This is a genomic window from Nocardia sp. BMG51109, assembly GCF_000526215.1.
GTDB lineage: Bacteria > Actinomycetota > Actinomycetes > Mycobacteriales > Mycobacteriaceae > Nocardia.
The window spans coordinates 7,913,654-7,937,308 of record NZ_JAFQ01000004.1 but is presented as its reverse complement, the minus strand read 5'-3'; the positions used below and the strand labels follow the sequence as shown (position 1 = coordinate 7,937,308).

The 23,655-nt window shown below is 69.3% G+C and carries 26 protein-coding genes and 1 pseudogene; 16 read left to right on the top strand and 11 right to left on the bottom strand.

The features are described from left to right. Positions 1–20: 20 nt before the first annotated feature. On the bottom strand, positions 21–869 hold the full coding sequence (locus D892_RS0137380) for an alpha/beta fold hydrolase (protein WP_036567769.1): 849 nt from the start codon (positions 867–869) through the stop codon (positions 21–23). Between the two features lie 99 nt (positions 870–968). On the opposite strand from D892_RS0137380, the gene D892_RS0137375 reads away from it, so the two are divergent. Next, positions 969–1,367 carry a helix-turn-helix domain-containing protein gene (locus D892_RS0137375; RefSeq protein ID WP_024806148.1) on the top strand — a complete coding sequence of 133 codons (399 nt, stop codon included), beginning with the start codon at positions 969–971 and terminating at the stop codon, positions 1,365–1,367. Positions 1,368–1,702: 335 nt separating this feature from the next. Here the strand turns inward: D892_RS0137375 and D892_RS0137370 are convergent, their stop codons facing one another. The 4 genes from D892_RS0137370 to D892_RS0137355 form a co-directional block, all read right to left on the bottom strand. After that, positions 1,703–2,128, bottom strand: a complete 426-nt coding sequence (locus tag D892_RS0137370) for a TIGR03668 family PPOX class F420-dependent oxidoreductase (RefSeq protein ID WP_024806147.1) — start codon at positions 2,126–2,128, stop codon at positions 1,703–1,705. 264 nt (positions 2,129–2,392) lie between these two features. Further along, positions 2,393–2,809 (bottom strand): nuclear transport factor 2 family protein, encoded by a 417-nt coding sequence (locus D892_RS0137365; RefSeq protein ID WP_024806146.1) that lies wholly within the window; start codon positions 2,807–2,809, stop codon positions 2,393–2,395. Positions 2,810–3,042: 233 nt separating this feature from the next. Next, complete coding sequence (locus D892_RS0137360; protein ID WP_024806145.1) at positions 3,043–3,327, bottom strand: YciI family protein; 285 nt, start codon at positions 3,325–3,327, stop codon at positions 3,043–3,045. Between the two features lie 16 nt (positions 3,328–3,343). Then, on the bottom strand, positions 3,344–3,826 hold the full coding sequence (locus D892_RS0137355) for an amino-acid N-acetyltransferase (RefSeq protein WP_024806144.1): 483 nt from the start codon (positions 3,824–3,826) through the stop codon (positions 3,344–3,346). A 251-nt stretch (positions 3,827–4,077) separates the two neighbouring features. On the opposite strand from D892_RS0137355, the gene pgsA reads away from it, so the two are divergent. The 7 genes from pgsA to D892_RS0137320 all read left to right on the top strand — a co-directional run bounded on the left by pgsA (position 4,078) and on the right by D892_RS0137320 (position 9,787). Continuing rightward, positions 4,078–4,734, top strand: a complete 657-nt coding sequence (gene pgsA / locus D892_RS0137350) for a CDP-diacylglycerol--glycerol-3-phosphate 3-phosphatidyltransferase (protein WP_024806143.1) — start codon at positions 4,078–4,080, stop codon at positions 4,732–4,734. Beyond that, positions 4,731–5,255 carry a CinA family protein gene (locus tag D892_RS0137345; protein WP_024806142.1) on the top strand — a complete coding sequence of 175 codons (525 nt, stop codon included), beginning with the start codon at positions 4,731–4,733 and terminating at the stop codon, positions 5,253–5,255. The genes pgsA and D892_RS0137345 overlap by 4 nt, the downstream gene beginning before the upstream one ends. 69 nt (positions 5,256–5,324) lie before the next feature. Next, on the top strand, positions 5,325–5,729 hold the full coding sequence (locus tag D892_RS0137340; protein WP_024806141.1) for a helix-turn-helix domain-containing protein: 405 nt from the start codon (positions 5,325–5,327) through the stop codon (positions 5,727–5,729). 206 nt (positions 5,730–5,935) lie between these two features. After that, the gene (locus tag D892_RS0137335) at positions 5,936–6,772 is read left to right on the top strand and encodes a PspA/IM30 family protein (protein WP_024806140.1); all 837 of its coding nucleotides are present in this window, start codon (positions 5,936–5,938) and stop codon (positions 6,770–6,772) included. A 30-nt stretch (positions 6,773–6,802) separates the two neighbouring features. Then, complete coding sequence (locus tag D892_RS49025) at positions 6,803–8,440, top strand: hypothetical protein (protein ID WP_232236257.1); 1,638 nt, start codon at positions 6,803–6,805, stop codon at positions 8,438–8,440. 377 nt (positions 8,441–8,817) lie between these two features. Continuing rightward, entirely contained in the window at positions 8,818–8,991 is a 174-nt protein-coding gene (locus tag D892_RS48115) for a hypothetical protein (protein ID WP_024806139.1), read from the top strand. A gap of 88 nt (positions 8,992–9,079) precedes the next feature. Beyond that, positions 9,080–9,787 carry a PIG-L deacetylase family protein gene (locus tag D892_RS0137320; protein WP_024806138.1) on the top strand — a complete coding sequence of 236 codons (708 nt, stop codon included), beginning with the start codon at positions 9,080–9,082 and terminating at the stop codon, positions 9,785–9,787. A gap of 109 nt (positions 9,788–9,896) precedes the next feature. Here D892_RS0137320 and D892_RS0137315 read toward each other — a convergent pair whose 3' ends face one another. Next, entirely contained in the window at positions 9,897–10,460 is a 564-nt protein-coding gene (locus D892_RS0137315; RefSeq protein ID WP_051499349.1) for an HD domain-containing protein, read from the bottom strand. A 212-nt stretch (positions 10,461–10,672) separates the two neighbouring features. Between D892_RS0137315 and D892_RS0137310 the strand changes: the two genes are divergently transcribed. The 6 genes and pseudogenes from D892_RS0137310 to recX form a co-directional block, all read left to right on the top strand. Further along, positions 10,673–11,836 carry a glycosyltransferase gene (locus D892_RS0137310; protein WP_024806136.1) on the top strand — a complete coding sequence of 388 codons (1,164 nt, stop codon included), beginning with the start codon at positions 10,673–10,675 and terminating at the stop codon, positions 11,834–11,836. A gap of 245 nt (positions 11,837–12,081) precedes the next feature. Next, positions 12,082–12,276, top strand: a complete 195-nt coding sequence (locus D892_RS0137305; protein ID WP_024806135.1) for a DUF3046 domain-containing protein — start codon at positions 12,082–12,084, stop codon at positions 12,274–12,276. 10 nt (positions 12,277–12,286) lie between these two features. Next, positions 12,287–12,484: a hypothetical protein gene (locus D892_RS0137300; protein WP_024806134.1), complete on the top strand. Its 198-nt coding sequence runs from the start codon at positions 12,287–12,289 to the stop codon at positions 12,482–12,484. A gap of 183 nt (positions 12,485–12,667) precedes the next feature. Beyond that, positions 12,668–12,850 (top strand): hypothetical protein, encoded by a 183-nt coding sequence (locus tag D892_RS0137295; RefSeq protein ID WP_024806133.1) that lies wholly within the window; start codon positions 12,668–12,670, stop codon positions 12,848–12,850. Positions 12,851–13,002: 152 nt separating this feature from the next. Next, a complete protein-coding gene (recA, locus tag D892_RS43100) occupies positions 13,003–15,138 on the top strand; it encodes an intein-containing recombinase RecA (protein WP_036567761.1) in 2,136 nt (711 codons plus the stop codon). A 789-nt stretch (positions 15,139–15,927) separates the two neighbouring features. Beyond that, positions 15,928–16,440 (top strand): annotated as a pseudogene (recX, locus tag D892_RS49020) (recombination regulator RecX); the annotation flags it as partial. Positions 16,441–17,014: 574 nt separating this feature from the next. On the opposite strand, the gene D892_RS0137270 reads toward recX, so the two are convergent. Beyond that, positions 17,015–18,016, bottom strand: a complete 1,002-nt coding sequence (locus tag D892_RS0137270) for an NADP-dependent oxidoreductase (RefSeq protein ID WP_024806131.1) — start codon at positions 18,014–18,016, stop codon at positions 17,015–17,017. A 68-nt stretch (positions 18,017–18,084) separates the two neighbouring features. On the opposite strand from D892_RS0137270, the gene D892_RS0137265 reads away from it, so the two are divergent. Both D892_RS0137265 and D892_RS0137255 read left to right on the top strand, forming a co-directional pair. Beyond that, positions 18,085–18,717: a TetR/AcrR family transcriptional regulator gene (locus D892_RS0137265; protein WP_051499347.1), complete on the top strand. Its 633-nt coding sequence runs from the start codon at positions 18,085–18,087 to the stop codon at positions 18,715–18,717. Positions 18,718–18,977: 260 nt separating this feature from the next. After that, positions 18,978–20,141, top strand: a complete 1,164-nt coding sequence (locus D892_RS0137255) for a DUF5925 domain-containing protein (protein WP_024806129.1) — start codon at positions 18,978–18,980, stop codon at positions 20,139–20,141. Between the two features lie 140 nt (positions 20,142–20,281). Here D892_RS0137255 and D892_RS0137250 read toward each other — a convergent pair whose 3' ends face one another. The 4 genes from D892_RS0137250 to D892_RS0137235 form a co-directional block, all read right to left on the bottom strand. After that, positions 20,282–21,175 (bottom strand): amino acid ABC transporter permease, encoded by an 894-nt coding sequence (locus D892_RS0137250; protein ID WP_024806128.1) that lies wholly within the window; start codon positions 21,173–21,175, stop codon positions 20,282–20,284. Next, positions 21,172–21,855 carry an amino acid ABC transporter permease gene (locus tag D892_RS0137245; RefSeq protein ID WP_024806127.1) on the bottom strand — a complete coding sequence of 228 codons (684 nt, stop codon included), beginning with the start codon at positions 21,853–21,855 and terminating at the stop codon, positions 21,172–21,174. The genes D892_RS0137250 and D892_RS0137245 overlap by 4 nt, the downstream gene beginning before the upstream one ends. A gap of 103 nt (positions 21,856–21,958) precedes the next feature. Next, a complete protein-coding gene (locus D892_RS0137240; protein WP_024806126.1) occupies positions 21,959–22,786 on the bottom strand; it encodes a glutamate ABC transporter substrate-binding protein in 828 nt (275 codons plus the stop codon). A 30-nt stretch (positions 22,787–22,816) separates the two neighbouring features. Next, positions 22,817–23,545 carry an amino acid ABC transporter ATP-binding protein gene (locus D892_RS0137235; protein ID WP_198037204.1) on the bottom strand — a complete coding sequence of 243 codons (729 nt, stop codon included), beginning with the start codon at positions 23,543–23,545 and terminating at the stop codon, positions 22,817–22,819. Between the last annotated feature and the right edge of the window lie 110 nt (positions 23,546–23,655).

Below are 23,655 nucleotides of genomic sequence, written 5' to 3'. Positions count from 1 at the left end.
GCGCGTCGCCGATGAAGGCGTTACGGCGCAAGAAAATCCGCGAGTAGCGGGTGCAGGTCGGCGGCGCCGTCGATCGGAATGATGTGCCCGCAGCGGGGAATCACGCGGCCGGTCAGGTCGTCGGTATGCGGCGCGAGCTGGCGGGCGAGGGCATTGCCCACCGGATGTGCGCCGATCGCCAGTGTCGGTACGCGCAGGCGGGTCTCGGCGACGGCGCGTTCGATCCGGCGGGCGCTCTCGGGCATGGCGCGGTAGTGCGCGAAGGCGGCACGCAGCGCGTCGGGGCCGGTGTAGGCCTCGACGAAGGCGTCGCGCAACTCCGGCGGCACGCCGCGGCCTCGCGTTCCCGCGGTCAGAAACCAGTCGACGTAGGCGGATTCGTGGTCGGACAGGACGCGTTCGGCCAGACCGGGTACGGCGTGGAAGCCGAACCACCACGGTGGACCGTCGCGCAGGAAGTCCTCGGCGCCCGGCAGCCGGCCCAGCAGCGACTCCATCACCACGAGCCGCCGGACCCGCTCCGGCCGGCGCATCGCCAGCAGGAAGGCCGGGGGTGTGCCGAGGTCGATGCCGACGACCGCGGCATTCCGCTCGCCCAGGGCGTCGAGCAGCCCGGCGGCGTCGGCGGCCAGGGTCTCGGCGTCGTAGCCGTCGTCGGGGCGGGCGCTGGCACCGAGCCCGCGCAGATCCGGCGCGATGACCCGATGCGACGGAGCGAGGGCGCCGATCACGTCGGACCACAGCCGCCAGGTGTGCGGAAAGCCGTGCAGCAGTAGGACGGCCGGGCCGGTGCCCGCGACGGCGACGTTGATATCGATACCGTTCGCCGCTACCCGCCGCACCGGGATCTCGGCTGCCGAGAGGACCATGACCAACCCCTATGTGGTAACTATCAGTGACCACATGAACATAGGGAACCTATGATCATCGGTACAGACGGCACTTTCGACTCAGGCGGTGAGGTCCAGGTGACTACCCTGCGCGGCGACGTATTCGATCCGGCCTGCCCCACTCGCCGATTGCTGGACCGGATCGGCACGAAATGGGTGTCCATGGTGGTCAAGCTGCTCGCCGAGGCCGATCCGGGCGAGGTGCGGTTCGCCGAACTGCGGCGTCGCATGCCGGGTGTCTCCCAGAAGATGCTGTCGGTGACCCTGCAGAACCTGACGCGCGACGGTCTGGTCGCCCGCCGGGTCGAGCCGACGGTCCCGCCGAAGGTGTACTACCGGCTCACCGATCTCGGTCTGTCCCTCGAGGTTCCGCTGGCCGCGCTGCGGGCGTGGGCCGAGGAGCATATGGTCGTCATCGACGGTGTCGCGGCGGCAGGTGGCGACCGGATGTCCGCGGGCGATCGCCCGGCGGAGTAGCCGAGTCCACAGACGCGGGGCAAGGCCCGTGCGACCGAACGGCTGTCTGCGGCTCAGTCCGGAACGACCAGCCGGTGACGGCATTGGCGGCGATCACCCCGGGTGGTGGAGGCCACGCGCGTGTGCCGCCCGGGCCGTCGGTGGCTCAGTCGCGGGACGATCAGCCGGTGGCGGGGTTGGCGGGCGATCGTTCGGGGTAGTGGAGGCCACGTGCGTGTGCTGCCCCCGGCCGTCGGTGGCTCAGTTGCGGAACGATCAGCCGGTGGCGGGGTTGGCGGGCGATCGTTCGGGGTAGTGGAGGCCACGTGCGTGTGCTGCCCCCGGCCGTCGGTGGCTCAGTCGCGGAACGACCAGCCGGTGACGATATCGGCGGCGATCCGAATCACCGGCCCGTGCGGTGGATTCCCTTGGTACTGGGAGTATTTGGCGGTGAGCCAGGCGATCGGTCCGGCGCGGTCGGGCTCGGCGGTGAGGATGTGCGCGGTGCCGTCCAGGCGCACCCACCACAGCCGCGTCCAGTCCTCGTCGTATTCGTCGGCGAGCAGGCAGACGCGGTCGTTCGCCGCGATATTGCGAAGCCGCCGCAGGTCGGTCGTGGTCTTCGGTTTGTGATCGATCGCGATCACCACCACCGGCGCGTCCGGGGCCACGGCGAACGTGACCGGGACCAGGTGCGGCTGCCCGGCCGCGTCGGCCGTGGCGAGCCGGGCCACGCGGGCCGCGCGGAACCGTCGCAGCGCCTCGCGTTCGTCCAATCGCACTCGTCCACCCTAGGCGTACCTCCGCATTCGCTCCGGCCGTGCGCGGTCTGAGGGCGGCTGCGCCGACTGTGCCTGTGGAGGCGTACCTCCGCATTCGCTCCGGCCATGCGCGGTCCGAGGGCGGCTGCGCCGACCGTGCTTGTGGAGGCGTACCTCCGCATTCGCTCCGGCCATGCGCGGTCCGAGGGCGGCTGCGCCGACCGTGCCTGTGGAGGCGTACCTCCGCATTCGCTCCGGCCGTGCGTGGCTGGAGGTGGCGGTTTCTCAGGCGTCGGCGGACTCGCGCCGGAGTTGCTCGGTGGCCTCCTGCTGGATTCGGTCGAACTGCGTGCCCATCGCCTCGGCGAGCGCGGTTGCCGCCGAGAGCGGGCGCACCATCACCGTCAGGTCGTCGACCTTGCCCTCGTCGTCGAGGTGTATGAAGTCGCAGCCGGTCAGCTTTTTACCGGCCACGGTCGCCTCGAAGACGAGCGCCGCGTCCCGCTCGTTCGGATCGGCGATCTCGCGGACATACCGGAAGTCCTCGAACACCCGGATCACGCCGCGCAGGATCGCGGCGGTGAGGGCCTTCCCCGGATAGGGCTTGAACGCCACGGGGCTCGTGAACACGACATCGTCGGCCAGCAGCGCCTCGATGGCCGCCGCGTCCTGGGATTCGACGGCCTGCCGGAACGGATGCATCTCGACCTCGCATATGCAACTGGTTGTATAGGGTCGCCGAAAGCCTGACCGCCGGGCGCGTTTCGATGCCAGGGGCAGGTCACGGGCACGGGGCCCGCGCGCGGTGTCTCCGCTGACACCCGACTCGCCGTCGAGCCGCGCGGGCCCCGCAACCATGGTTTCCCGGACCGGTTTCGAACTCGCACCGATCCGGCTCTCGGCCGCGGCGCGAGGCGTGCGCGCCCGCGGGCCGGTTACTCCGCGAAGGCCCCCATCACCGGCTGCCATTCCACGAATCGCTGGGCGTCGATCAGGTTCTGCTGCGCGAACGGGTCCTCGGCCAGCAGCTTCGCCATCGCCGCACCGTCGTCGGCGCGGAACAGGATCAGCGCGCCCGAGCCGTCGGGGTAGGGGCCCGAGGACAGCACGACACCGCGGTCGACCAGTCCGGACAGCCACGCGCGGTGGGCGGGCCGGTGCTCGTCGCGGCCCGGCGCCGTCGCCTCGGAATAGGTGTAGTGGACGGCGAAGATCGGCACGGCAGCTCCCTAACGTCTACAGGTTCAACAGCATTCGAGTATTGCCGAGGGTGTTCGGCTTGACGTAGCTGAGGTCGAGGAACTCCGCCACACCGGTGTCGTAGGAGCGGCACATCTCCGCGAACACCTCCGCGGTCACCGGGGTGCCGTCGATCTCGGTGAAGCCGTGCCGCTCGAAGAAATCCACCTCGAAGGTGAGTACGAACAGCCGCCGCAGTTCCAGCTCGCGGGCGGTCGCGATGAGCTTGTCGACGAGCAGTCGGCCGATGCCCATGCCCTTCACCCGCGGATGCACCGCCACCGTGCGCACCTCGCCGAGATCGGCCCACAGCACGTGCAGCGCGCCGCAGCCGACCACCCGGCCGTCCAGTTCGGCCACCCAGAACTCCTGCACCGCCTCGTAGAGGGTGACCAGGTTCTTCTCCAGCAGGATCCGGCCCGCGTACACGTCGACCAAGGTCTTGATATCGGGCACGTCCGAGGTCCGGGCACGGCGCACGATCGGCGTGCCCGAGGCGGGCCCTTCGGTGCCGTCCTCGGGCACAGCGCCGCCGACCGGATCACTGTGGGGTGCCCGTGTTGTCATGGGGTGCACAGTAGTCGGCCGGGTTACCGATAGTCTGGTGGAGTGCCGCACTCCCCGCCCGCCCGCCCGCCCCGAGTTCCGGGGATCCGGTGCGGTGTTCGGGTTCGGCCGTCGGCCGTCCGGAGCCACCGTGACGGGCACGGTCCGCGCGCAGGGGGGTGCCGGTGAGCGTGCAGAGCGACGATATGGACAGCGCCTGGGTCGAGGCGGGCCGGGCGCGGGCGAATCTGGTCTCGGTTCCGGCCCGCGCCGCCGAGCCGGCCGCGGTGCCGCTGTTGAACGTCGCCAACGTGCTGACCGTGGCCCGGATTCTGGTCGTACCGCTGTTCCTGCTGGCGCTGTTCGCCGGCGGCGGGCACGAGACCGGCTGGCGGATCGCGGCGACGGTCCTGTTCGCGGTCGCGGCCGTCACCGACCGCATCGATGGGCAGCTGGCCCGTAAGTACGGCCTGGTCACCGATTTCGGCAAGCTGGCAGACCCGATCGCGGACAAGGCGCTGATCGGCTCGGCGCTGATCGGACTGTCGGTCCTGGGCGATCTGGCCTGGTGGATCACCCTGGTGATCTGCGCCCGGGAGATCGGGGTGACGCTGCTGCGGATGGCGGTGGTGCGCCGCGGGGTGATCCCGGCCGGGCGCGGCGGCAAGCTGAAGACGCTGGTGCAGTCGCTGGCCATCGGGGTGTTGCTGCTGCCGCTGTCGGGTGCGTTCGAAACGGCCGGGCTGGTGCTGATGTACGTGGCGGTGGCGTTGACCGTGGTCACCGGCTTGGATTACGTGGTGCAGGCGGCCCGGCTGCGGTTCGGCCCGGTCCGGCGGTGAGTCCGGCGGATCCGCTCACCGCGGTCGTTCCCGCGGCCGCTCTCGTCTCCCTGCTGAAACAGGAGAATCTGACCGTGGCGACGGCCGAGTCGCTGACGGCGGGACTGCTGGCGGCGACCATCGCCGGCGTACCGGGTGCCAGCGCGGTGCTGCGCGGCGGCCTGATCGTCTACGCCACCGAGCTGAAGCGCAGCCTGGCCGGGGTGAGCGAGGACACACTGGCCGCCGACGGCCCGGTCGCCGCGAGTACCGCCGGACAGCTCGCGGTCGGCGCGCGCACGGTCTGCGGTGCCGACTGGGGCGTCGGCCTCACCGGCGTCGCGGGACCGGACGAGCAGGACGGGTGGCCGGTCGGCACGGTGTTCCTCGGGCTGGCGGGGCCGGAGAGTACCGAGGTGTTGCGGTTGAAACTGTCCGGCGACCGGTGGACGATCAGGATGGAAGCGGTGCGTTCGGCCGTGGCCGAACTCGTCCGGGGCCTGGGACGGCGGATATCCGGGAACCAACCGGGCGACGTGTGACGTTGTCACAGAAGATGCTCGGGTCTGGCTTGCCGGGTCTGGCGAGGAACAGAACGTGAGGAGAACGAGATGACGCTGCTGCGAGAGGCCATCGGGGAAAGTCTGCGGCGTGCTCGGGTCGCTCAGAGCCGGACCCTGCGGGAGGTGTCGACGTCGGCTCGGGTGAGTCTCGGTTATCTGTCCGAGGTGGAGCGCGGCCGCAAGGAGGCCTCCAGCGAACTGCTGGCGGCCATCTGCCAGGCGCTGGACGTGCCGCTGGCCCGGGTGCTGTCGGATGTGAGCGCGGCGATGACCGATGCCGACGAGGCGGCCGCCGTGCCCGCTCGGCCGGTGTCCGCGCCGGAGGCCGATCAGGCGCCGGCCACCGCGTCCACCGCGTCCACGGCGGTGCCGCTGGGCGCCATCGCCGAGGACACCCGGATCGTGATCCCGGCGCCGCGGGCGGAAAAGCTGGTACTGGTACAGGCGAAGTGACCGGTGTTGCCGGTGCCGACCATCGATCGGCACCGGCAACGCTGTACTACGGAGCGGAAACGGATAGATTCTCTATAAGCGTCGGTTACCGACGGGGCCTCCCCGCATCGGTGCCGCGCGGTGGACGATAGGGACAACGGGGTGCGTGACGGTCGCGCACTACAGCCGCTGGAGCGCGGCGCGTCAGATGGAGGCGGGATCAATCGATGGCTAATCCGTTCGTCAAGGCCTGGAAGTACCTCATGGCCCTCTTCGATTCCAAGATCGAGGAGAACGCGGATCCTAAGGTCCAGATTCAGCAGGCTATCGAGGAGGCCCAGCGCCAGCATCAGGCCCTGTCGCAGCAGGCGGCGTCGGTGATCGGCAACCAGCGTCAGCTGGAGATGAAGCTGAACCGCCAGCTCGACGAGGTGGAGAAACTCAACGCCAACGCCCGGCAGGCGGTTCAGCTGGCCGATCAGGCGCAGGCCGCGGGCGATACCGACAAGGCGATCCAGTACACCAACGCGGCCGAGGCCTTCGCCGCGCAGCTGGTTACCGCCGAGCAGTCGATCGAGGACCTGAAGGTGCTGCACGACCAGTCGCTGCAGGCCGCCGCGCAGGCCAAGAAGGCGGTCGAGCAGAACGCGATGACCTTGCAGCAGAAGGTCGCCGAGCGCACGAAGCTGCTGAGCCAGCTCGAGCAGGCGAAGATGCAGGAGCAGGTCAGCGCCTCGCTGCAGTCGATGGACTCCACGCTGTCCGCGCCCGGCAGCACGCCGAGCCTGGATTCGGTGCGCGAGAAGATCGAGCGCCGCTACGCCAACGCGCTCGGCGCCGCGGAGCTGGCGGGCAACTCGGTGCAGGGCCGCATGGCGGAGGTCCAGCAGGCCAGCGTGCAGATGGCCGGCCACAACCGCCTCGAGCAGATCCGCGCGTCCATGCGGGGCGACTCGCTGCCGGCCGGCGACGCTTCCCAGCAGTCCCTGTCGGCGCCGACCCCGCAGCCGCAGCCCCAGGTCAACCCGCAGCAGGCCAACAAGGACCAGGCCGCGCAGCAGTAGCGGTTCTCCGCCGGGAAGGTACTGGGTGTGATGGGCAGAGCGCGGGCCCGCGACGAGTCCGCGGTCGGCCGTGCCCGGTTCCGGCGCCGTGGTGTGTCGCGCCCGGCCGAGCCCGGTACCGAGGTGATGTCCCGCAGGGCCGGCCGTCCGCACGAGTCGTTGTTCCCGTCCCCGTTCCCGCCCTCGCCGACCGTCGGCGAGGGCGGATCGCGCGATACGGCGGATGTGCCCGCCGTCTCGCCGTCCGAGGTGTGGACGGGGGAGCGGGGCACCGAGGAGATCGGCCGGGGCGCCGAGGAGTCCGCGGTGCCGGGCAATCGCGGTGCCGACCGTCGAGGTGGGGTGGTTCCGGGGCGTTCTCGTGGGGACGTGCCGGACGATTCCGAGAAGAAGGTGACGGCGCCGGACGCTGGGCGTCGAGGGGGATCCTTCCTCGGTCGCTCTCCGACGGCGGAGGATTCCGTGGAGAAGTCGGCGCCGGATGCCGGGCGTCGGGTTCGGTTGTGGCCCGGTCGTTCTCGTGGTGACGGGCCGGGTAATTCCGCGGAGGGCAGGGCGGTGTTCGGTGACGGCGGCCGGGTCGCCGTGCGGCGCGGTGGTTCTCGTGCGGTGGAGCCGGAAGAGGCTGCCGAGAATGTCGCGGCGCCGGATGCCGGGCGTCGGGTTCGGTTGTGGCCCGGTCGTTCTCGTGGTGACGGGCCGGATAACTCCGCGGGGGGCAGGGCGGCGTTCGATGACGCCGGTCGGGTCGATGTGCGGCCCGGTGGTTCCACGTCGCGGGCACAGGGTGAGCGAGCCGCCGGCCCGTACGGTGGGGCCGATCCGCGTGGTTCGCGGTCGGGGCGGTTCGTGCGGGATGTGTTGGTGCAGTCCGGGGTTCAGGACGCGCAGGTCGAGCAGGTACGGCGGTTGCCCGACACGCTGCGGGAGGCCGGGGAACATGCGCTGCATGCGGTGCGCAAGTGGTCCGATCCCCGGGAACGGGAATTGCGGCGGCGCCGGCGGGTGCGGCGGCGGAGCCTGCGGCTCGGGACCGCCTCGGGGCTGACCGCGCTGGGCACGGCCGGGCTGGTGATCATTTCGGCCCCGGCATGGGCCGTCATCGTCGTCGGCGGGGGTGCCGCGGCGCTGGTGACCGGCGCGGCCGTTACCACTCGGCGCTATCTCGAACTGCGGCGGAACCCGTTGCCGGAGGCCGCGTTCGTGCCGCGCAAGCTGCCGCCGGTCCGGTCGGCGGCGCGGGTGCCCATCGCCCGGCTGGTCCGCGCCGAGCGGGCCTTCCATACGGTGGGACAGCAGATCGTGCGTGGTGGCCGCCTGCCCGGCGAGGAACTGGACGACACGCTCGAGACCGCCGGTTCCGGCGCCGCTGCGCTGCATGCGCTGGCCGCGGACCTGGTCGCGATGGAGAAGGCGGCCGAACTTGTCGGCCAGGTGAACTCGGTGTCCGGCCCCGCCCTCGGCACCCACATCCGCGCCGCCGCGAGCCGCCTCGAGGACGGCGTCGCCGAATACGAGGAACTCGTCGCCGCGGCCGGCCGTATCCTCGCCGTCCCCGAAAGCCCCGCCCTCCCCGACGACCTCGGCTGGGCGATGACCGATCTCCGCGGCGCCGCCGACCGGCTGGATGGCTGGGCACAAGCGCTGGCAGATCTCGCCGAGCGCTAGATGCCGGCCGCGAACGCGCTCGTCTCGGTAGGTCGCTCCTCCGACAGCCTGCTCGGTTCCGATCGCCCCCTTCATTGTTGATGTCCTTCTCGGCCCGCAACTCATAGAAAACGCACGACCTTGCATCCTCGTCCTGCCCTCGCATTCCTGTCTGTTCGTCGTCCAGGTCGCTGATCCCAGTCCATATGTGGCCGAGACGGACCAGCAACGGATACGGAGCGTGCGGCTGCTCTTCGGGTCGGTGCGCACGCTCCGGGACAACCCTGATCTTTCCCGGATATCGGTGACGACCTGGTGATTTTCCGGGTTCGGGCGGTCAGTATGGAGGTGTCGGATCGCGGTGACGGCGGTTCGGAAACCTTCGGGAGGAAGTGGACATGTTCTGGAAGATCCTGGGCGTCGTCGCGCTGATCTGGCTGGCGCTGATCGTGATCGGCGCGCTGGTCAAGGCGCTGGTCCCGATCCTGATCATCAGCCTCGTGGTGTTCGGGCTGTACCTGCTGTACAAGGCGGTGTCGGGGTCGAACAAGTCGACGGTGAACAAGTTGTAGACATCCCTGTGCGTCAGGGGCCGCGCGGGCCGTTCGATGTAGTCACCGAACGGCCCGCCGGTGTGTTTCGGGGTGCTTGAATATGGGTATGGAGCAGCTTCCCGAGGACTGGCAGCGCGGGCTGGTGATCGTCGCCCATCCCGACGATATCGAGTACGGCGGGTCCGCGGCGGTCGCGCGCTGGACCCGGCAGGGTAAGGACATTCGATATGTGCTGGTCACCAGCGGTGAGGCCGGTATCGCGGGCCTGCCGCCGGCGCAGACCGGACCGCTGCGCCAGTCCGAGGAGATCGCCTCGGCGAAGGTGGTCGGGGTCGACTCCGTGGAGTTCCTCGGCTATCCGGACGGCCGCATCGAGGCATCGCTCCCGCTGCGCCGGGATCTGGCCCGCGCCATCCGCCGGCATCGGCCGGACATGGTGGTGCTGGGATTCTTCGGCGACACGTGGGCGCCCGGCTTCGCCAACAGCGCCGATCACCGGGCCGCGGGGCGGGCGGGCCTGGACGCCATATCCGATGCGGGCAACGAGTGGATCTTCCCCGAACTGTCCGGCCTGCCGATCTGGTCGCCGCGCTGGGCGGCGGTCATCGGCCCCGATGCCACGCACGCGGTGGACGTCACCGACACGGTCGAGGTCGCGGTGGAATCCCTTGCCGCACACACCCGATACCTCTCCGCGCTGAGCCGCGACCCCGTCATCGACCAGGCCCGCGCCGTCATCGAGACGACCACCGCCCCGAAGGACGGCTTCCCCGCCGCCCGCGCGGTCGGCTTCGAGCTGTACCAGTTCGGCTGAGTCGGGCCGGGGCACAGCCCGTTCGAGACCGGTGGGCCGGCCGAATGCACACGGCCGGCAGTTCCGTGCCCGGCTGCCTCCGGTGCCGGGCGCTGCGGATTCCGGGCGGTCAGGAGAGGCGCGCGGCAGTGGCGACGCGCTCGACGACCGGACGCCAGGTATCGAGGGGAGCGACGGCGAGTCCGACGACCTTTCCCGCGTCGTCGGCGCGGCGCAGGGCGATCGCGGCGGCGCAGTCCGGATCGGCCTCGAACTCCGCGATCTCGTCGGCGGTCATCGGGCCGCCCTGGGCCACCAGGGTGCGCCGGCTGGTTGCCGACAGGCTCGCGGCGTGGACCGAATCCGTCGCCGCCAGATAGCGTTTCGCGGGCACGTGCAGTTCCACCAGGCGGGCGACGCGGGGGCCGAGCAGATCGCGCACCGCGTTCGCGCCGTGCCGTCCGTGCCCGGCGTCGTCGCCGAGGACCAGCGTGTGCCCGATGTCGTGCACCAACCCGGCTACCTGTAGTTGCTCGTCGTCGGGGTGGTCGCGGCGCAGCAGCTCGGCGCATTGGCGGTCGTGGTCGAGAATGTCCACGGGATCGCCGCCGCGGCGGGGAGCGTCCTCGGCGTCCGCGCACTCCGCCAGCGCGGTCATCAGCTCGTCTACCGTAGTGATCGGTCGGTTCGTCATGGCGGGGACGCTAAGCCGGACAGCTGAACACGACGTTACGGTGCGGAATGCCGCGGCCGTCCTACGGGACGATCTTCGCATCCGGTTGTCGGCCGGAACGACCCGCGCGCCCGCTGGCGCCGGCCGGGTGGGCTCGATCGTGCCGACCGCGGGCACCGATCGGGGTGATGGCCCGCACCGGGGCCCGGGCCCGGTGTGGCACTCTGGGGCGCATGCGAGTGGCTGTCGTCGCGGGACCGGATCCGGGGCATGCGTTTCCTGCCATCGCGCTGTGCCTGCGCTTTCTGGCGGCGGGCGACGAGCCGGTGTTGTTCACCGCGCCGGTCTGGTTCGACGCCGCGCGCGACGCGGGCATCGGGGTGCGGCGGCTCAAGGGGCTGGCGCCGCGGCCGAACGACGACGACCGCGACGCCGGGAATCGGATACATCAGCGTGCCGCGTACATCTCCTCCGAGATCCTGCCCGAGATGAGCGCGATGCTGCCCGAACTGGTGGTATCCGACGTCCTCACCGCGGGCGGCGGGATGGCCGCCGAACGCCTGGGCGTGCCGTGGGTGGAGCTGTCGCCGCATCCGCTCTATCTGCCGTCGAAGGGCTTGCCGCCCATCGGGAGTGGGCTCGCCCCGGGGGCGGGTCTGCGGGGCCGCGCCCGGGACGCGCTGTTGCGCGGCATGACCGCGCGGGCCATCCACCGCGGCGCCCGGCAGCGCGCCGACGCCCGCGTCGACGTCGGGCTGCCCGGTCCGGACCCCGGCCCGCAGGCGCGGCTGATCGCCACCCTGCCCGCGCTGGAGGTGCCGCGACCGGACTGGCCGGACGACGCGCACCTGGTCGGGCCGCTGCTGTGGGAGCCGACCGCCGACGTGCTGCCGCTGCCGCCCGGCGACGAACCGCTCGTCATGGTGGCCCCGTCGACGGCGCACACCGGGGTGTCGGGAATGGCCGAGGGCATGCTGGCCGCGCTCGACGGCGCCGGTGTGCGCGTGGCGGTGTCGATGATCCACACGCCACCGGCCGACGTTCCGCCCTGGGCGACAGCGGGTTTGGGACGGCAGGACGAACTGCTGCGGCACGCCGCGCTGGTTGTCGGCGGCGGCGGGCACGGCCTGCTGGCGAAATCGCTGCTGGCCGGGGTGCCGATCGTCACCGTGCCCGGCGGCGGCGATCAGTGGGAGCTGTCGAATCGTGCCGCCCGGCAAGGGAGTTCGATCGTGGTCCGGCCGTTCACCGAGGAGGCGGTGCGGGAGGCGGTACTGCGGATGCTCGACGATCCGTCATACCGCGACGCCGCCGCCGTGGCGGCCGCCACCGCGGCCGATACCGCCGATCCGGTCGAGATCTGCCACCGCGTGCTGGATACGGCCCGCGCGCACTGACGGTCCACCGCCGGTGCGGGCGACGGCATCGGCCACCGCGGCCGAGCGGTGGGGCGGCCACGACGAGTGCCCTTGCTGCTGCCCCGGGTTACCGAGACCCGCAAGGGCGGGGGTGAGTCGGCACCGCGGCATCCGGGCCCGGTGCGTGCGGAGGCGGGATCGGTATCGAGAGTGCCGAGGGGACATCGCATTCGATCGTGCCCGCCACGGTCGGGGCGGGCGCGGGTGACCGGTACCCTCGGCACGTGCGATTGACTGACTTCCGGGAGCTGGTGCATACCGAGTTCGGGGCGGTCCGTGGTGATGCGCTGTTGACCGACCACGTGCTGCCCGCCATGGACGGCCGCACCGGCGCGCAGGCCATCGAGGCGGGTATCGACCCCCGCGATGTGTGGCGAGCGCTGTGCGCCGAATTCGACGTCCCGCGCTCGCGCTGGTAGCGCCGTTGCGGTGACGGGAAAGCCGGCCCGGCTCCGCGCGGCCGCGGCGGCGGGTACCGGCGATCGTCCACCGCGGTGCCAGATCGTGCAGCATCCGGCCGAACGCGCCCGACACCACGAACGCGGTCGCGGCCAGCGGCAGCATCGACAGACCGGCCTGCAGCGGGGGCAACCGCAGCTGCTGCTGCAACCACAGCGACAGCAGTAGGCTGCACGCGAAGGCCGCGAAGCTGAGGCCGCCCGCCGCGCTCAGCGTGGCACCGAACTCGCCGTTGCGCAGCAGGGTCAGCGGGAATATCGGTGCCGCCGTGCGGTACTCGATCACCGCGAACACCGCCGACGAGACCGCGCCGGCCACCAGCGCCGCGACCGCCCGGGCAGCGGTCCAGCCGTGCTCGCCGCCGCGGATGATGACCTCGGTCGTCTGCCGGGTATCGCGCATCTGTATCGCTTCGTCACCGAGCGGCCGGGGCCGCTGGAGGCCGTCACCGATATCGAGATCACGCCCGCCCTGCGGGTGTTCAAGCAGGCCCAGGCGCTGCTGCACGCCGACCATGTCACCCTGGTGCCGTAGCCGGGCGACGGATGGCGGACGGGGTTCGCGTGTCGCTCCTTGCCTCGAACATCTGTTCGTCTAAGCTGTCCGGCGGAACTTGTCGGTGCCGCCCTCTAACGTGGGCGCCAACCACACAACGAGACTTACCCGTCGAGAAGGGGAACCAGACGATGGCACCACAGGCTTACGACCGCGACAAGGCGCTCGAGCTCGCGCTGGCGCAGGTCGAGAAGAGCTTCGGCAAGGGCGCGGTGATGCGCCTGGGCGAGGAGGCGCGCCAGCCCATCGCGGTGATCCCGACGGGCTCGATCGCGCTGGACGTGGCGCTGGGCCTCGGCGGCCTGCCGCGCGGCCGGATAGTGGAGATCTACGGCCCGGAGTCCTCGGGTAAGACCACGGTCGCCCTGCACGCCGTGGCCAATGCCCAGGCCGCCGGTGGCGTCGCGGCGTTCATCGATGCCGAACACGCGCTCGATCCGGAGTACGCGAAGAAGCTGGGCGTCGATACCGATGCCCTGCTGGTATCCCAGCCCGATACCGGTGAGCAGGCGCTCGAAATCGCCGATATGCTGATCCGCTCCGGCGCCCTGGATGTGATAGTCGTCGACTCGGTCGCCGCCCTTGTTCCCCGCGCGGAAATCGAGGGCGAAATGGGTGACAGCCATGTGGGCCTGCAGGCCCGCCTGATGAGCCAGGCACTCCGCAAGATGACCAGCGGGTTGAACAATTCCGGCACCACCGCAATTTTCATCAACCAGCTCCGCGAAAAAATCGGGGTGATGTTCGGATGTTTCAACTACAGCACCCGGGTTCGATTGGCGGACGGCACCGCCGAGAAAATCGGCAAGATCGTCAACCAGAAAATGGATGTCGAGGTCATGTCCTACGATCCTGAGACGAATCGGATCGTACCCAGGCGCATTGTGAACTGGTTCGACAACGGCCCCGCGGAGCAGTTCCTGCAGTTCACAGTGGAAAAGTCCGGTGGTAACGGCCGCGCGCAGTTCGCCGCGACTCCGAATCATCTCATCCGCACACCCGGCGGTTGGCGTGAGGCCGGTGAGATCATCGCGGGTGATCGAGTCCTGTCGATGGAGAAGTTCCGCCTGAGCGATCAGCAGTTCCAAGTGGTTCTCGGTGCCCTGATGGGTGACGGCAACCTGTCGCCGAATCGGCGCGACCGCAACGGAGTTCGTTTCCGGATGGGGCACGGTGCCCGCCAGCACGAGTACCTCGACTGGAAGGTGTCTCTGCTGGGCAATATCGGGCACTCCGTGCGGGTGAACGACAAGGGTGCCAAGTTTGCCGACTTCACACCGCTGCCGGAGCTCGGCGAGTTGCAGCGCGCGGTGTACCTGGGTGGCGGCAAGAAGTTCCTCTCCGAGGAATATCTGAAGTCGCTGACGCCGCTCGCGCTCGCGGTCTGGTACATGGATGACGGCTCGTTCACTCTGCGGTCCAAGGGCTTGCAGGAGCGGTCCGCAGGGGGGAGTGGTCGCATCGAGATCTGTGTCGAGGCGATGAGCGAGGGCTCTCGCACTCGACTGCGTGACCACCTGCGCGATACCTATCAGCTCGACGTGCGCCTGCGCTCAGCCGGAGCGGCCGGCGTGGCCGTGCTATCCTTCTCCACGAAGGCCACCGCGGAATTCCAGGAGCTGATTGCACCGTATATGGCACCGTCGATGGAATACAAGCTGCTGCCACGATTCCGGGGTCTGAGTAATGTCGTGCCCGAATTCACCGAGCCGGTGCACAAGCTGGTTGCGTCCCGTGTGCTGGATGTTCACGTGAAGCCGGAGACTCGTTCGATGCATCGGTTCGACATCGAAGTCGAGGGCAATCACAATTACTTCGTCGATGGCGTCATGGTGCACAATTCACCCGAAACCACTACGGGTGGTAAGGCTTTGAAGTTCTATGCCTCGGTGCGGTTGGACGTGCGGCGGATCGAGACATTGAAGGACGGTAGCGATGCGGTCGGTAACCGCACTCGCGTCAAGGTTGTGAAGAACAAGGTTTCGCCGCCTTTCAAACAAGCAGAGTTCGATATTATTTATGGTGCGGGGATTTCCAAGGAGGGCTCGATCATCGATATGGGTGTCGAGCAGGGCTTCGTTCGTAAGTCCGGCTCCTGGTACACCTACGAGGGGGATCAGCTCGGCCAGGGTAAGGAGAACGCGCGCAAGTTCCTGCTGGAGAACACCGACGTGCGTGACGAGATCGAGAAGAAGATCAAGGAGAAGCTCGGCATCGGGGCAGACGTCACCGCAGACGCGGGCGCCGAGGCGCCCGTCGACTTCTAGCCGATGCCCGACCGGGACGCGCCGGAGTCCGAATCTGTGCAGGACTCCGGCGCGACTCGGCTCGAGGCGGTGGAACGCCTGCGCCGGCAACTGGAGCAGGGGGAGCCCCGGGCCTCAGCCGGCGATCCGGGGGACGATTGGGCGGAACCCGCCCGAGGGCAGCGCCGTTCGATTCGGCGCAAGCGGCCCAAAACGGGAGGCGCCGAGCCGCAGGGGGTATGGCGCTCGGACGGGGGACCCGCCGCCGACGAGGAAGCTTGGGCGGACCGGTCCGATGGTGAGTTTCCAGATAGCGGTCCGATGCGAAGCGTCGGCAGACGGCGCCGTTCGGCGCAGGGGTCCGAGTCGTGCGAGGGCGCCGGGCGGCGCGGTGCAGACGCGCGTTCCGCGGGAACAGGTTCCGATCGACGCGGCGGTGCCGAGGCGCAGGCGAAGGACGTCTGCGTGCGGTTGATGGTGACCGAGCGGTTGCGCAGCCGTGCCGAACTATCCGAGGCGTTGATCGCCCAGGGGTTTGCGACCGAGGTGGTCCGGCGGGCGCTCGATCAACTCGCGGAGACGGGGCTGATCGACGGCGGTGCCGGTGCCGTTCGAGGCCGTGGGCGCCGGGCCGTTCCGGAGGCGGTCACAGACCCTGGCCTCGCGGGAAGCGGTGGGCCGCACCGTGCTCGGCGGCCCGCGGCGGCCGAGTCCACCGATGTCCCGGACAGGCGGGATCGGCGGCGCGGTCGAGGGCGACAGGCGGGGCGCTCCGACGGCGAGCCCCAGGGCGGTGGGGCCGAGGGCGGTGAGACCGAGAGTGGTGAGACCGAGGGCAGTGGGGCCGAGGGCGGTGGGACCGAGGCGCAGGCGAAGGATGTCTGCCTGCGGTTGCTCACCGACCGCGCACGCAGCCGGGCCGAGCTGGCGGACAAGTTGGCGGCCAAGGGATTCGCCCCCGAGGTGGCGAAGCGGACGCTGGACCGGCTCGCCCAGGTCGGGCTCGTCGACGATGCCGCCTTCGCCGAGCAGTGGGTGCATTCCCGCCACGCTTACTCGGGCAGGGGCAAGAAGGTGATCGCCCAGGAGCTTCGCCGCAAAGGGGTAGCACCGGCCGACGCCGAGCCCGCCCTGGCCGCGGTCACCGCCGCAGACGAGGAGAACCGCGCCGCCGACCTGGTCCGGCGCAAACTCGCCTCGCTACCCGCGGACCTGGACCGCGACAAGGCAGTCCGCCGCCTGGTCGGCATGCTGGCCCGCCGCGGCTACCACCAGAACACTGCCTACGCGGTCGTGAAGGCGGAGATGGCCGCCGCCGGTTCGGCCGCCACATCGTCCACGGGCACAATTACGGGCGAGCATGTGGTCGACGGAAAGCGCAGCAACGCCGATGGTTACAGCGATACCGGTGAATATCCGGACGCTGAACCGCACAGCGACATCGGTGCGCGCATCGGTGCCGGAAAGTATCGGCGTATCGGAAGGCGCGGTGGCCTCGACAAGCATGGTGCCGGTGATCAGGACAGTTCAGGTGCACCTGGCAGCGTCGATCGCACAGGTAGCACCGGTGCGTGCGGCGCGATCGACGACACCGGCGACAGCGATCCTGCGGACGAATACGACCGCGCCACCGATCTGGTCCGTCGCAAACTTCGCACCTTGTCCCCGAACCTCGACCGTGACAAGGCATTTCGGCGGTTGGTCGGCATGCTGGCCCGTCGTGGAATCAGGCAGCTCACCGCCTACGAGGTAGTGAAAACGGAACTGTCGGCCGCCAATTCCGAGTGATCGACGGTACGGCCGATGGGTGCCGCATACCGGTTCGCCCTGGTTCCCGGGGTTGTCTTCGTTTCCCGGCGAACGGTTCTGCGGGATTCCTTCGCTATCGGTCCGGACCTCATCGACCGACGGTGACGAGGAGCTTGCCTCGTACGTGGGCCTCCACGAGCTCGGTGTATGCCCTCGACGCCTGCTCCAGTGAGAATACTCGGCTGATGGTGGACGGCAGGGCGCCGGTCATCGCTTGTGCGGCGAGACGGTCCAGGTCTCCTGGTCCCGCGTGGCTGAAGACCGTCTCCACGGTGACGTCCGCACGTTCGAAAGCAGCCGGGTCGGGGCTGGGGAACGCCGCGTTCAGGAGGCGACCTCCCGGCTTGATCGCCTCGCAGACTCCGGCGAGCGCAGAACCGGGCAGGGCCAGATTCACCACGGCGTCCACACCGCGCGGGTATCGCTGCAGCGTTTCGGCGACGACATCGACGGCCCGGTAGTCGATCACCTCGGCGGCACCCAGCCCGCGGACGTAGTCCTCGTCGTCGGGGAGCGCGGTCGCGATGACATGTAGCCGTGCCGCGGTCAGCAACGGAACCGCCGCGCCGCCGACACCGCCTGCGGCGCCGATCACCAGCACGCGCTCACCGGGTGAAAACCGGCCTTTCCGCACCAAGGCCAATGCGGTCAGCCCGGGGATCGGCAACGTGGCCGCATGTTCGGGAGCCAGTCCGGACGGCCGATGCGCGAGTGCCGGGGTGACCGCTTCGAACACCGCGTATTCGGCCATCGCGCCCGTAGTCAGCGACGGTGGGGTGGACAACAGTGCCGCCATCGCCTCCGTCGCACGGGGGACGCCCACACCGAACACCTCGTCACCGACCGCGAACCGGGTGACACCCGCACCGACCTCGGCGACCTCGCCCGCGAAGTCGCTGCCCGGCACGTGCGGAAACGTCAGTGCCACCGACTCCCTCATCACACCGCTCAGACTCCGCAGATCGGCTGGGTTGAGTGCCGCCGCACTCACCCGGATCAGCACCTGCCCCGCCCCTGGGCGCGGCACCGGAACGTCTTCGACCGACAAGACCGACGGCGATCCGTACTCCCGGGCAACAACAGCTCGCATCAAGTTGACCATGTGGTCATTTTGCCCCGAAAATGACCGGACGGTCAAGTTGTATTACGATCGAGAACATGCCCCGTGCCGACGCCGCCCGCAACCGAAGTCTCGTCATCGATGCGGCCGCGGCCGAGCTGGCCGAGCACGGCCTCGATGTCTCCGTCGCACGGATCGCAACCCGGGCCGGGGTCGCCAAAGGCACGGTCTTCAATCACTTCGCCAACAAGGAAGACCTGATCGCGGCCATCTTCTGTGACCAGCTCGCCACGCTGAGCGCAACCGGGGAGGCCCTGCTGACGCACCCCAGCCCGCGCGAGGCCCTGCACGAATTCATGACCGCCGGCGCCGAACTGCAGGCCGGCGACCGCTCGCTCTGTGCGGCGGTCACCGCCACCTCACGCGATCACCCGATGATCCGAGAGGCCAGCGACCGCCTGGCCGACGTCGCCGAGCAACTGACCGCACGCGCCAGGCAGATCGGTGCAATACGACGGGATGTCACCGGCCGCGACATCGTCCTGCTGCTGGGCGCCCCCACCACCATCGCCACGCCGGTCGCGAGCGCATGCCCGGACCTGTGGCGCCGGTATCTCCATCTGATCCTCGACGCGTTGCGTCCGGAAGCTGCCCGCCCTCTTCCCGTTGCCGCGCCGACGAGCCGGGACTTCACCGCCGCGCCGGACACCCGCACGACCAGTGCGACATGAGTCTGCGGAGGAGACAATTGCGCGGGCGAGGCTCCGAACCGCCTCTCCCGCACCGGAATCGACGACGCCGACCGGGCCACGACCCATCGGTGACGACCTCGACAGCTACACCAAGAGCGTGTAAACCGTTCCCCGGCAAGCCGATCCAGCCTCCATGGCGGGCCGAGGATGATCGGCCGGTCGATCCTCGCAGTGGCGCAACGGGTTCCGCTGGTGGAAAATCGCTGGACCCGAGATGGCGTCGGCCGGATGATCATCGCATGACTACGAACCCACAGGATCGCCTCAGGCTGGTCGGCCCCGAGGAGCTCGCGGCCGCCACGGCCGCAGTGCCCTCGTGGGTCATGAACATCGATGACTCCGATACGGCCCGCGACATCATCGACGCGCTCGGGCTCGTGCCCTACCTCGCCGGTGAGCAGCCGCACGCCGTGTCGGTGGACCTCGACAACGTGAAGCCGGACGCACCGCTGTGCCCCGACGACGCGCAGGTCCTGCGCACCAGCGACGAGGACGGCACGCGCACCACGCTGTCCGTCGGCGACGGCTGGACCTTGCGCGTCCTGCGCCGCCGCGGCGGCGGTGCCCTGCTGAACGTCTCCGCCGTCACCGAGGCACTGGCCCGCGAGGTGATCGAGGTGTGCTCGGCCGACGCCACGGTACAGCCCGAATCCGACGACAGCCGGGTGGAGATGGGCTTCTGGCACATCGGATCGCACGGCGGGCAACGGCGGGTGCGCACCATCACTGCGGCCGCCTGGCCGGAGATCGAGGGCAACTACTCGGCGGCACCCGGTGCGGCGATCCGGCAGCTGACGGCCGTGCGTCCCGACGACGTGCGCGGCCGGCTGTTGCTGCTGCACGGCCCGCCGGGCACCGGCAAGACCTCCGCGCTGCGGGCGCTGGCCCGCGAGTGGTCGGACTGGTGCCAGGTCGACTGCGTGCTCGATCCCGAGGTGCTGTTCGCCACCCCCGGCTATCTCATGGAGGTGGCGATCGGCGTCGACAGCCACGACGAGAGCGAGCGCCGCTGGCGCCTGCTGGTGCTGGAGGACTGCGACGAACTGATCCGCGGATCGGCGAAGGAGTCCACCGGCCAAGGGCTTTCGCGGCTGCTGAACCTCACCGACGGAATGCTCGGACAGGGCCGCGACGTACTGGTCGCGATCACCACCAACGAGCGGCTGTCCCGCCTGCACCCGGCGGTGGTCCGGCCGGGCCGGTGCCTGGCCCAGCTGGAGGTGGGTCCGTTGTCTCCGGCAGAGGCGACGGCATGGCTGGACAGGGAACTCGGCGACCGGCCTCGCCCGACGGTCGGGCCCGAGGGGATGACACTCGCGGAGCTGATCGCGGCTCGCGACGACGGGGAGCGCATCCAGGCCGTGTCGGCAGGGCAGCCGCGGGGAGCCGGGGGCTACCTGTAGGACTCGGCTCGGAGGTCCGGCCTGGGCACACCGCCTCCGGCCGCCGGGAGTGGCGTCACCCGGCGGCCGGAAGCGGCGTATCAGCAGAATTCACCCGACGCGCCCCGAAGACGAGATTTGTGCTCGGGTCGAGTCGAGACCTATCGGGGCTTGGTCAGATCCATCCCCGGTGCCGCATCGGTCAGGACAGCGGCCGCCGGGACCACACCGCGGCCCTTCTTGCGCGTGCGCAGGCGCTTCTCCAGCTTGCCGGCCACGGACGTCAGCGACCAGTTCAGCGCGATCATGATGACGGCGATGACGATCAGCGACGGCACCGTGTTCTGTTGCGCGGCACCGAGCTGCTGGCCCTGGCGGACGATCTCCTGGTAGGTGATCTGGTAGCCCAGCGCCGTGTCCTTCAGCGCCACCACCATCTGCGACACGATGGCCGGCAGCATCGCCGTAATCGCCTGCGGCAGCAGGATGATGCGCATCATCTGGCCCTTGCGCAGACCCAGCGCGACCGCGGCCTCGGTCTGCCCCTTGGGCAGCGAGCGGATACCGGACCGCACGATCTCCGCGATGACCGAGCCGTTGTAGACCGTCAGTGCGATCACCACCGACGTCAGCGCGTACTGGCTGGAGTCGGTGAGGTCGTATTTCGCGATCACGGCGAACAGGAAGATCATCAGGATCAGCACCGGGATGGCCCGGGCGAACTCGACGACCACACCCGCCACGAACCGCACCACGCGATGCTCGGACAGCCGCAGCAGACCGAACACGATGCCGACGATCAGTGCGAACACGATCGACAGCAGCGCCGCCACGATGGTGCCGCGCAGGCCGGGCAGGATATAGGTCTGCCACACCTGACCGTCGACGAACGGCTTCCACTTCTCCGAGGTCAGCTGGTCCTTGTCGGCGAGTTCCGACACCACCAGCCAGGCCACCGCGATCAGCACGACGCCCACCACGACGGAATAGACGACCTGCCGCACCCGCGCCCGGGGGCCCGGCGCGTCGTAGAGGACGGAGGCGCTCGAGCTCATCGCTTCACCTCCAGTTTCTGTGCCAGCCAACCGAATACCAGGCCGGTGGGCAGGGTCAGGATGACGAAGCCGAGCGCGAAGATCGCGCCGATCGCGATGATGTCGGCCTCGGTGTTGTTCATGTCCGCCATCAGGAACGCGGCCTCGGCCACGCCGATCGCCGAGGCGATGGTGGAGTTCTTGGTCAGCGCGATGAGCACGCTGCCCAGCGGCGCGATCACCGACCGGAACGCCTGGGGCAGCACCACCAGGCGCAGGTTCTGCCCGAACGTCAGCCCCAGCGAGCGCCCCGCCTCGGACTGGCCCAGCGGCACCGTGTTGATGCCCGAGCGCAGCGACTCACAGACGAAAGCCGCCGTGTAGACGCTCAATCCGAGGATGGCGAAGCGGAAGTTGTTGGTATCCAGGAAGTCCGTGCCGCTCTCGCTGGCGAGCTTGATGCCCATCGTGTTGTAGAGGCCGATCGAGCAGAACACGAGAACGAGGGTGAGCGGCGTATTGCGGAAGATGGTCACATATGCCGTGCCGATCCAGCGCGCCACCGGGATCGGTGAGACGCGCATCGCGGCCACGATCGTGCCGAGGATCAGCGCCCCGACGGCCGACAGCAGGGTCAGCTTGATGGTCATCCAGAACGCGTCGAGCAGTTGGTCCTGGTACCGGGAGATCAAGTCGAACACGGCAGGCGTGCTCCTCCGAGTGTCATGGGTGAATCATCGATGTGCGGGCGACCGCGGCGCCGCCGTGGGGCAGCGCCGCGATCGGGACCGGGGGTAGGGCAGGTCAGTACCGCTCGACCTGCGGCGGGGCGGGCGGCTGGAAGCCGGTGCCGGCGAAGTTCTTCTCCAGCGCGGCCTTCCACGCGCCGTCGTTGAACATCGCCTCGATCGCGTCGTTGATCTTGCCGCGCGACTCCGTGTCGCCCTTCTTCAGGCCGACGCCGTACTTCTCCGTGGTGAACGGCTTACCCGCCAGCTTCAGCTGTCCGGGCGACTGCGCGGCGTATCCGGCGAGGATGACGTCGTCGGTGCTCATGGCGTCCATGGAGCCGGCCTTGAGCGCCTCCACGCACAGCGAGTAGGTGTCGTAGGTCTGCAGCGAGACGTCCGGGAAGTTCTTCTCCAGGTTCTGCGCCGGCGTCGATCCCTTGACCGAGCACACCTTCTTGCCCTTGATGGTGTCCGGGCCGGTGATCTCGTTGTTGTCGGCGCGCACCAGCAGCGACTGGCCGGCGATGTAGTACGGCCCGCCGAAATCGACCTTCTGCTTGCGCTGGTCGGTGATCGAGTAGGTGCCGACGATGAAGTCGACCTGACCGTTCTGGATCAGCGTCTCGCGCTGCGCGGACGGGGCCTCCTTGAACGTGATCTTGTCCTCGGTCACGCCCAGCTTGCCGGCGATGTACTTGGCGACGTCGATGTCGAAGCCGGAGAGCGAGCCGTCCTTGTCGCGCAGGCTCAGACCGGGCTGATCGAACTTCACGCCGATGGTCAGTTTGCCCGCAGCGGTGTTCTCGGCGATGCCCTTGGAGCCACCGCCGCCGCAGCCCGTCGCCGCCAGGGCGATGGCTAAGGCGCCTATTCCGAGTTGGAGTGCACGGGTGATCCTCATCGATGTCCTTTTCTCTCGTGCAGGGGTGGGTCAGTGACTCAAGATCTTGCCCAGGAAATCCTTGGCCCGCTCCGATTTCGGTGCGGTGAAGAAGCTGTCGGGAGTGCTGTCCTCGACGACCTGTCCGTCGGCCATGAACAGCACCCGATCGGCGGCGCGGCGGGCGAAACCCATCTCGTGGGTGACCACGAGCATGGTCATGCCCTCCTTGGCCAGCGACACCATCACCTCGAGCACCTCGTTGACCATCTCCGGGTCCAGCGCCGAGGTGGGCTCGTCGAACAGCATCACCTTGGGGTTCATCGCCAGCGCGCGGGCGATCGCCACGCGCTGCTGCTGGCCGCCGGACAGCTGGGCCGGATACTTCTCGGCCTGATCGGCGATGCCGACCCGCTCCAGCAGTTGCATCGCCTTCTCGTGTGCCTGCTTCTTGTCGATGCGGCGGACCTTGACCGGCGCCAGCATCACATTGTCGAGAATGGTCTTGTGCGCGAACAGGTTGAACGACTGGAACACCATGCCGACATCGGCGCGCAGCTTGGCCAGCGCACGCCCCTCGGCCGGGAGTTCGATCCCGTCGACGGCGATGGTGCCCGAGTCGATCGGCTCCAGGCGGTTGATGGTGCGGCACAGCGTCGATTTCCCGGATCCCGAAGGGCCCAGGACGATGACGACCTGTCCCTTGGGCACCTCGAGATTGATGTTCTGCAACACGTGCAGGCTGCCGAAGTGCTTGTCCACATCGCGCATCGCGATCATCGGTGGCGCGGAGGCCTCGGCGGGAGTCGGCTCGGTGGCAGTGCCGGGTGTTGCGTCGGCAGCGTCGGTCATGGTCACAGACCCTAGAGCGAAAATGCTGGAAATGCGCA

What these genes read in the sequence shown, in the direction of transcription:
- D892_RS0137380 (WP_036567769.1), bottom strand. Translation starts at nt 869, where the DNA reads ATGGTCCTCTCGGCAGCCGAGATCCCGGTGCGGCGGGTAGCGGCGAAC.
- D892_RS0137365 (WP_024806146.1), bottom strand. Translation starts at nt 2,809, where the DNA reads ATGCATCCGTTCCGGCAGGCCGTCGAATCCCAGGACGCGGCGGCCATC.
- D892_RS0137340 (WP_024806141.1), top strand. Translation starts at nt 5,325, where the DNA reads ATGACGCTGCTGCGAGAGGCCATCGGGGAAAGTCTGCGGCGTGCTCGG.
- D892_RS0137335 (WP_024806140.1), top strand. Translation starts at nt 5,936, where the DNA reads ATGGCTAATCCGTTCGTCAAGGCCTGGAAGTACCTCATGGCCCTCTTC.
- D892_RS49025 (WP_232236257.1), top strand. Translation starts at nt 6,803, where the DNA reads ATGGGCAGAGCGCGGGCCCGCGACGAGTCCGCGGTCGGCCGTGCCCGG.
- D892_RS48115 (WP_024806139.1), top strand. Translation starts at nt 8,818, where the DNA reads ATGTTCTGGAAGATCCTGGGCGTCGTCGCGCTGATCTGGCTGGCGCTG.
- D892_RS0137320 (WP_024806138.1), top strand. Translation starts at nt 9,080, where the DNA reads ATGGAGCAGCTTCCCGAGGACTGGCAGCGCGGGCTGGTGATCGTCGCC.
- D892_RS0137315 (WP_051499349.1), bottom strand. Translation starts at nt 10,460, where the DNA reads ATGACGAACCGACCGATCACTACGGTAGACGAGCTGATGACCGCGCTG.
- D892_RS0137310 (WP_024806136.1), top strand. Translation starts at nt 10,673, where the DNA reads ATGCGAGTGGCTGTCGTCGCGGGACCGGATCCGGGGCATGCGTTTCCT.
- recA (WP_036567761.1), top strand. Translation starts at nt 13,003, where the DNA reads ATGGCACCACAGGCTTACGACCGCGACAAGGCGCTCGAGCTCGCGCTG.
- D892_RS0137270 (WP_024806131.1), bottom strand. Translation starts at nt 18,016, where the DNA reads ATGCGAGCTGTTGTTGCCCGGGAGTACGGATCGCCGTCGGTCTTGTCG.
- D892_RS0137265 (WP_051499347.1), top strand. Translation starts at nt 18,085, where the DNA reads ATGCCCCGTGCCGACGCCGCCCGCAACCGAAGTCTCGTCATCGATGCG.
- D892_RS0137255 (WP_024806129.1), top strand. Translation starts at nt 18,978, where the DNA reads ATGACTACGAACCCACAGGATCGCCTCAGGCTGGTCGGCCCCGAGGAG.
- D892_RS0137250 (WP_024806128.1), bottom strand. Translation starts at nt 21,175, where the DNA reads ATGAGCTCGAGCGCCTCCGTCCTCTACGACGCGCCGGGCCCCCGGGCG.
- D892_RS0137240 (WP_024806126.1), bottom strand. Translation starts at nt 22,786, where the DNA reads ATGAGGATCACCCGTGCACTCCAACTCGGAATAGGCGCCTTAGCCATC.
- D892_RS0137235 (WP_198037204.1), bottom strand. Translation starts at nt 23,545, where the DNA reads ATGATCGCGATGCGCGATGTGGACAAGCACTTCGGCAGCCTGCACGTG.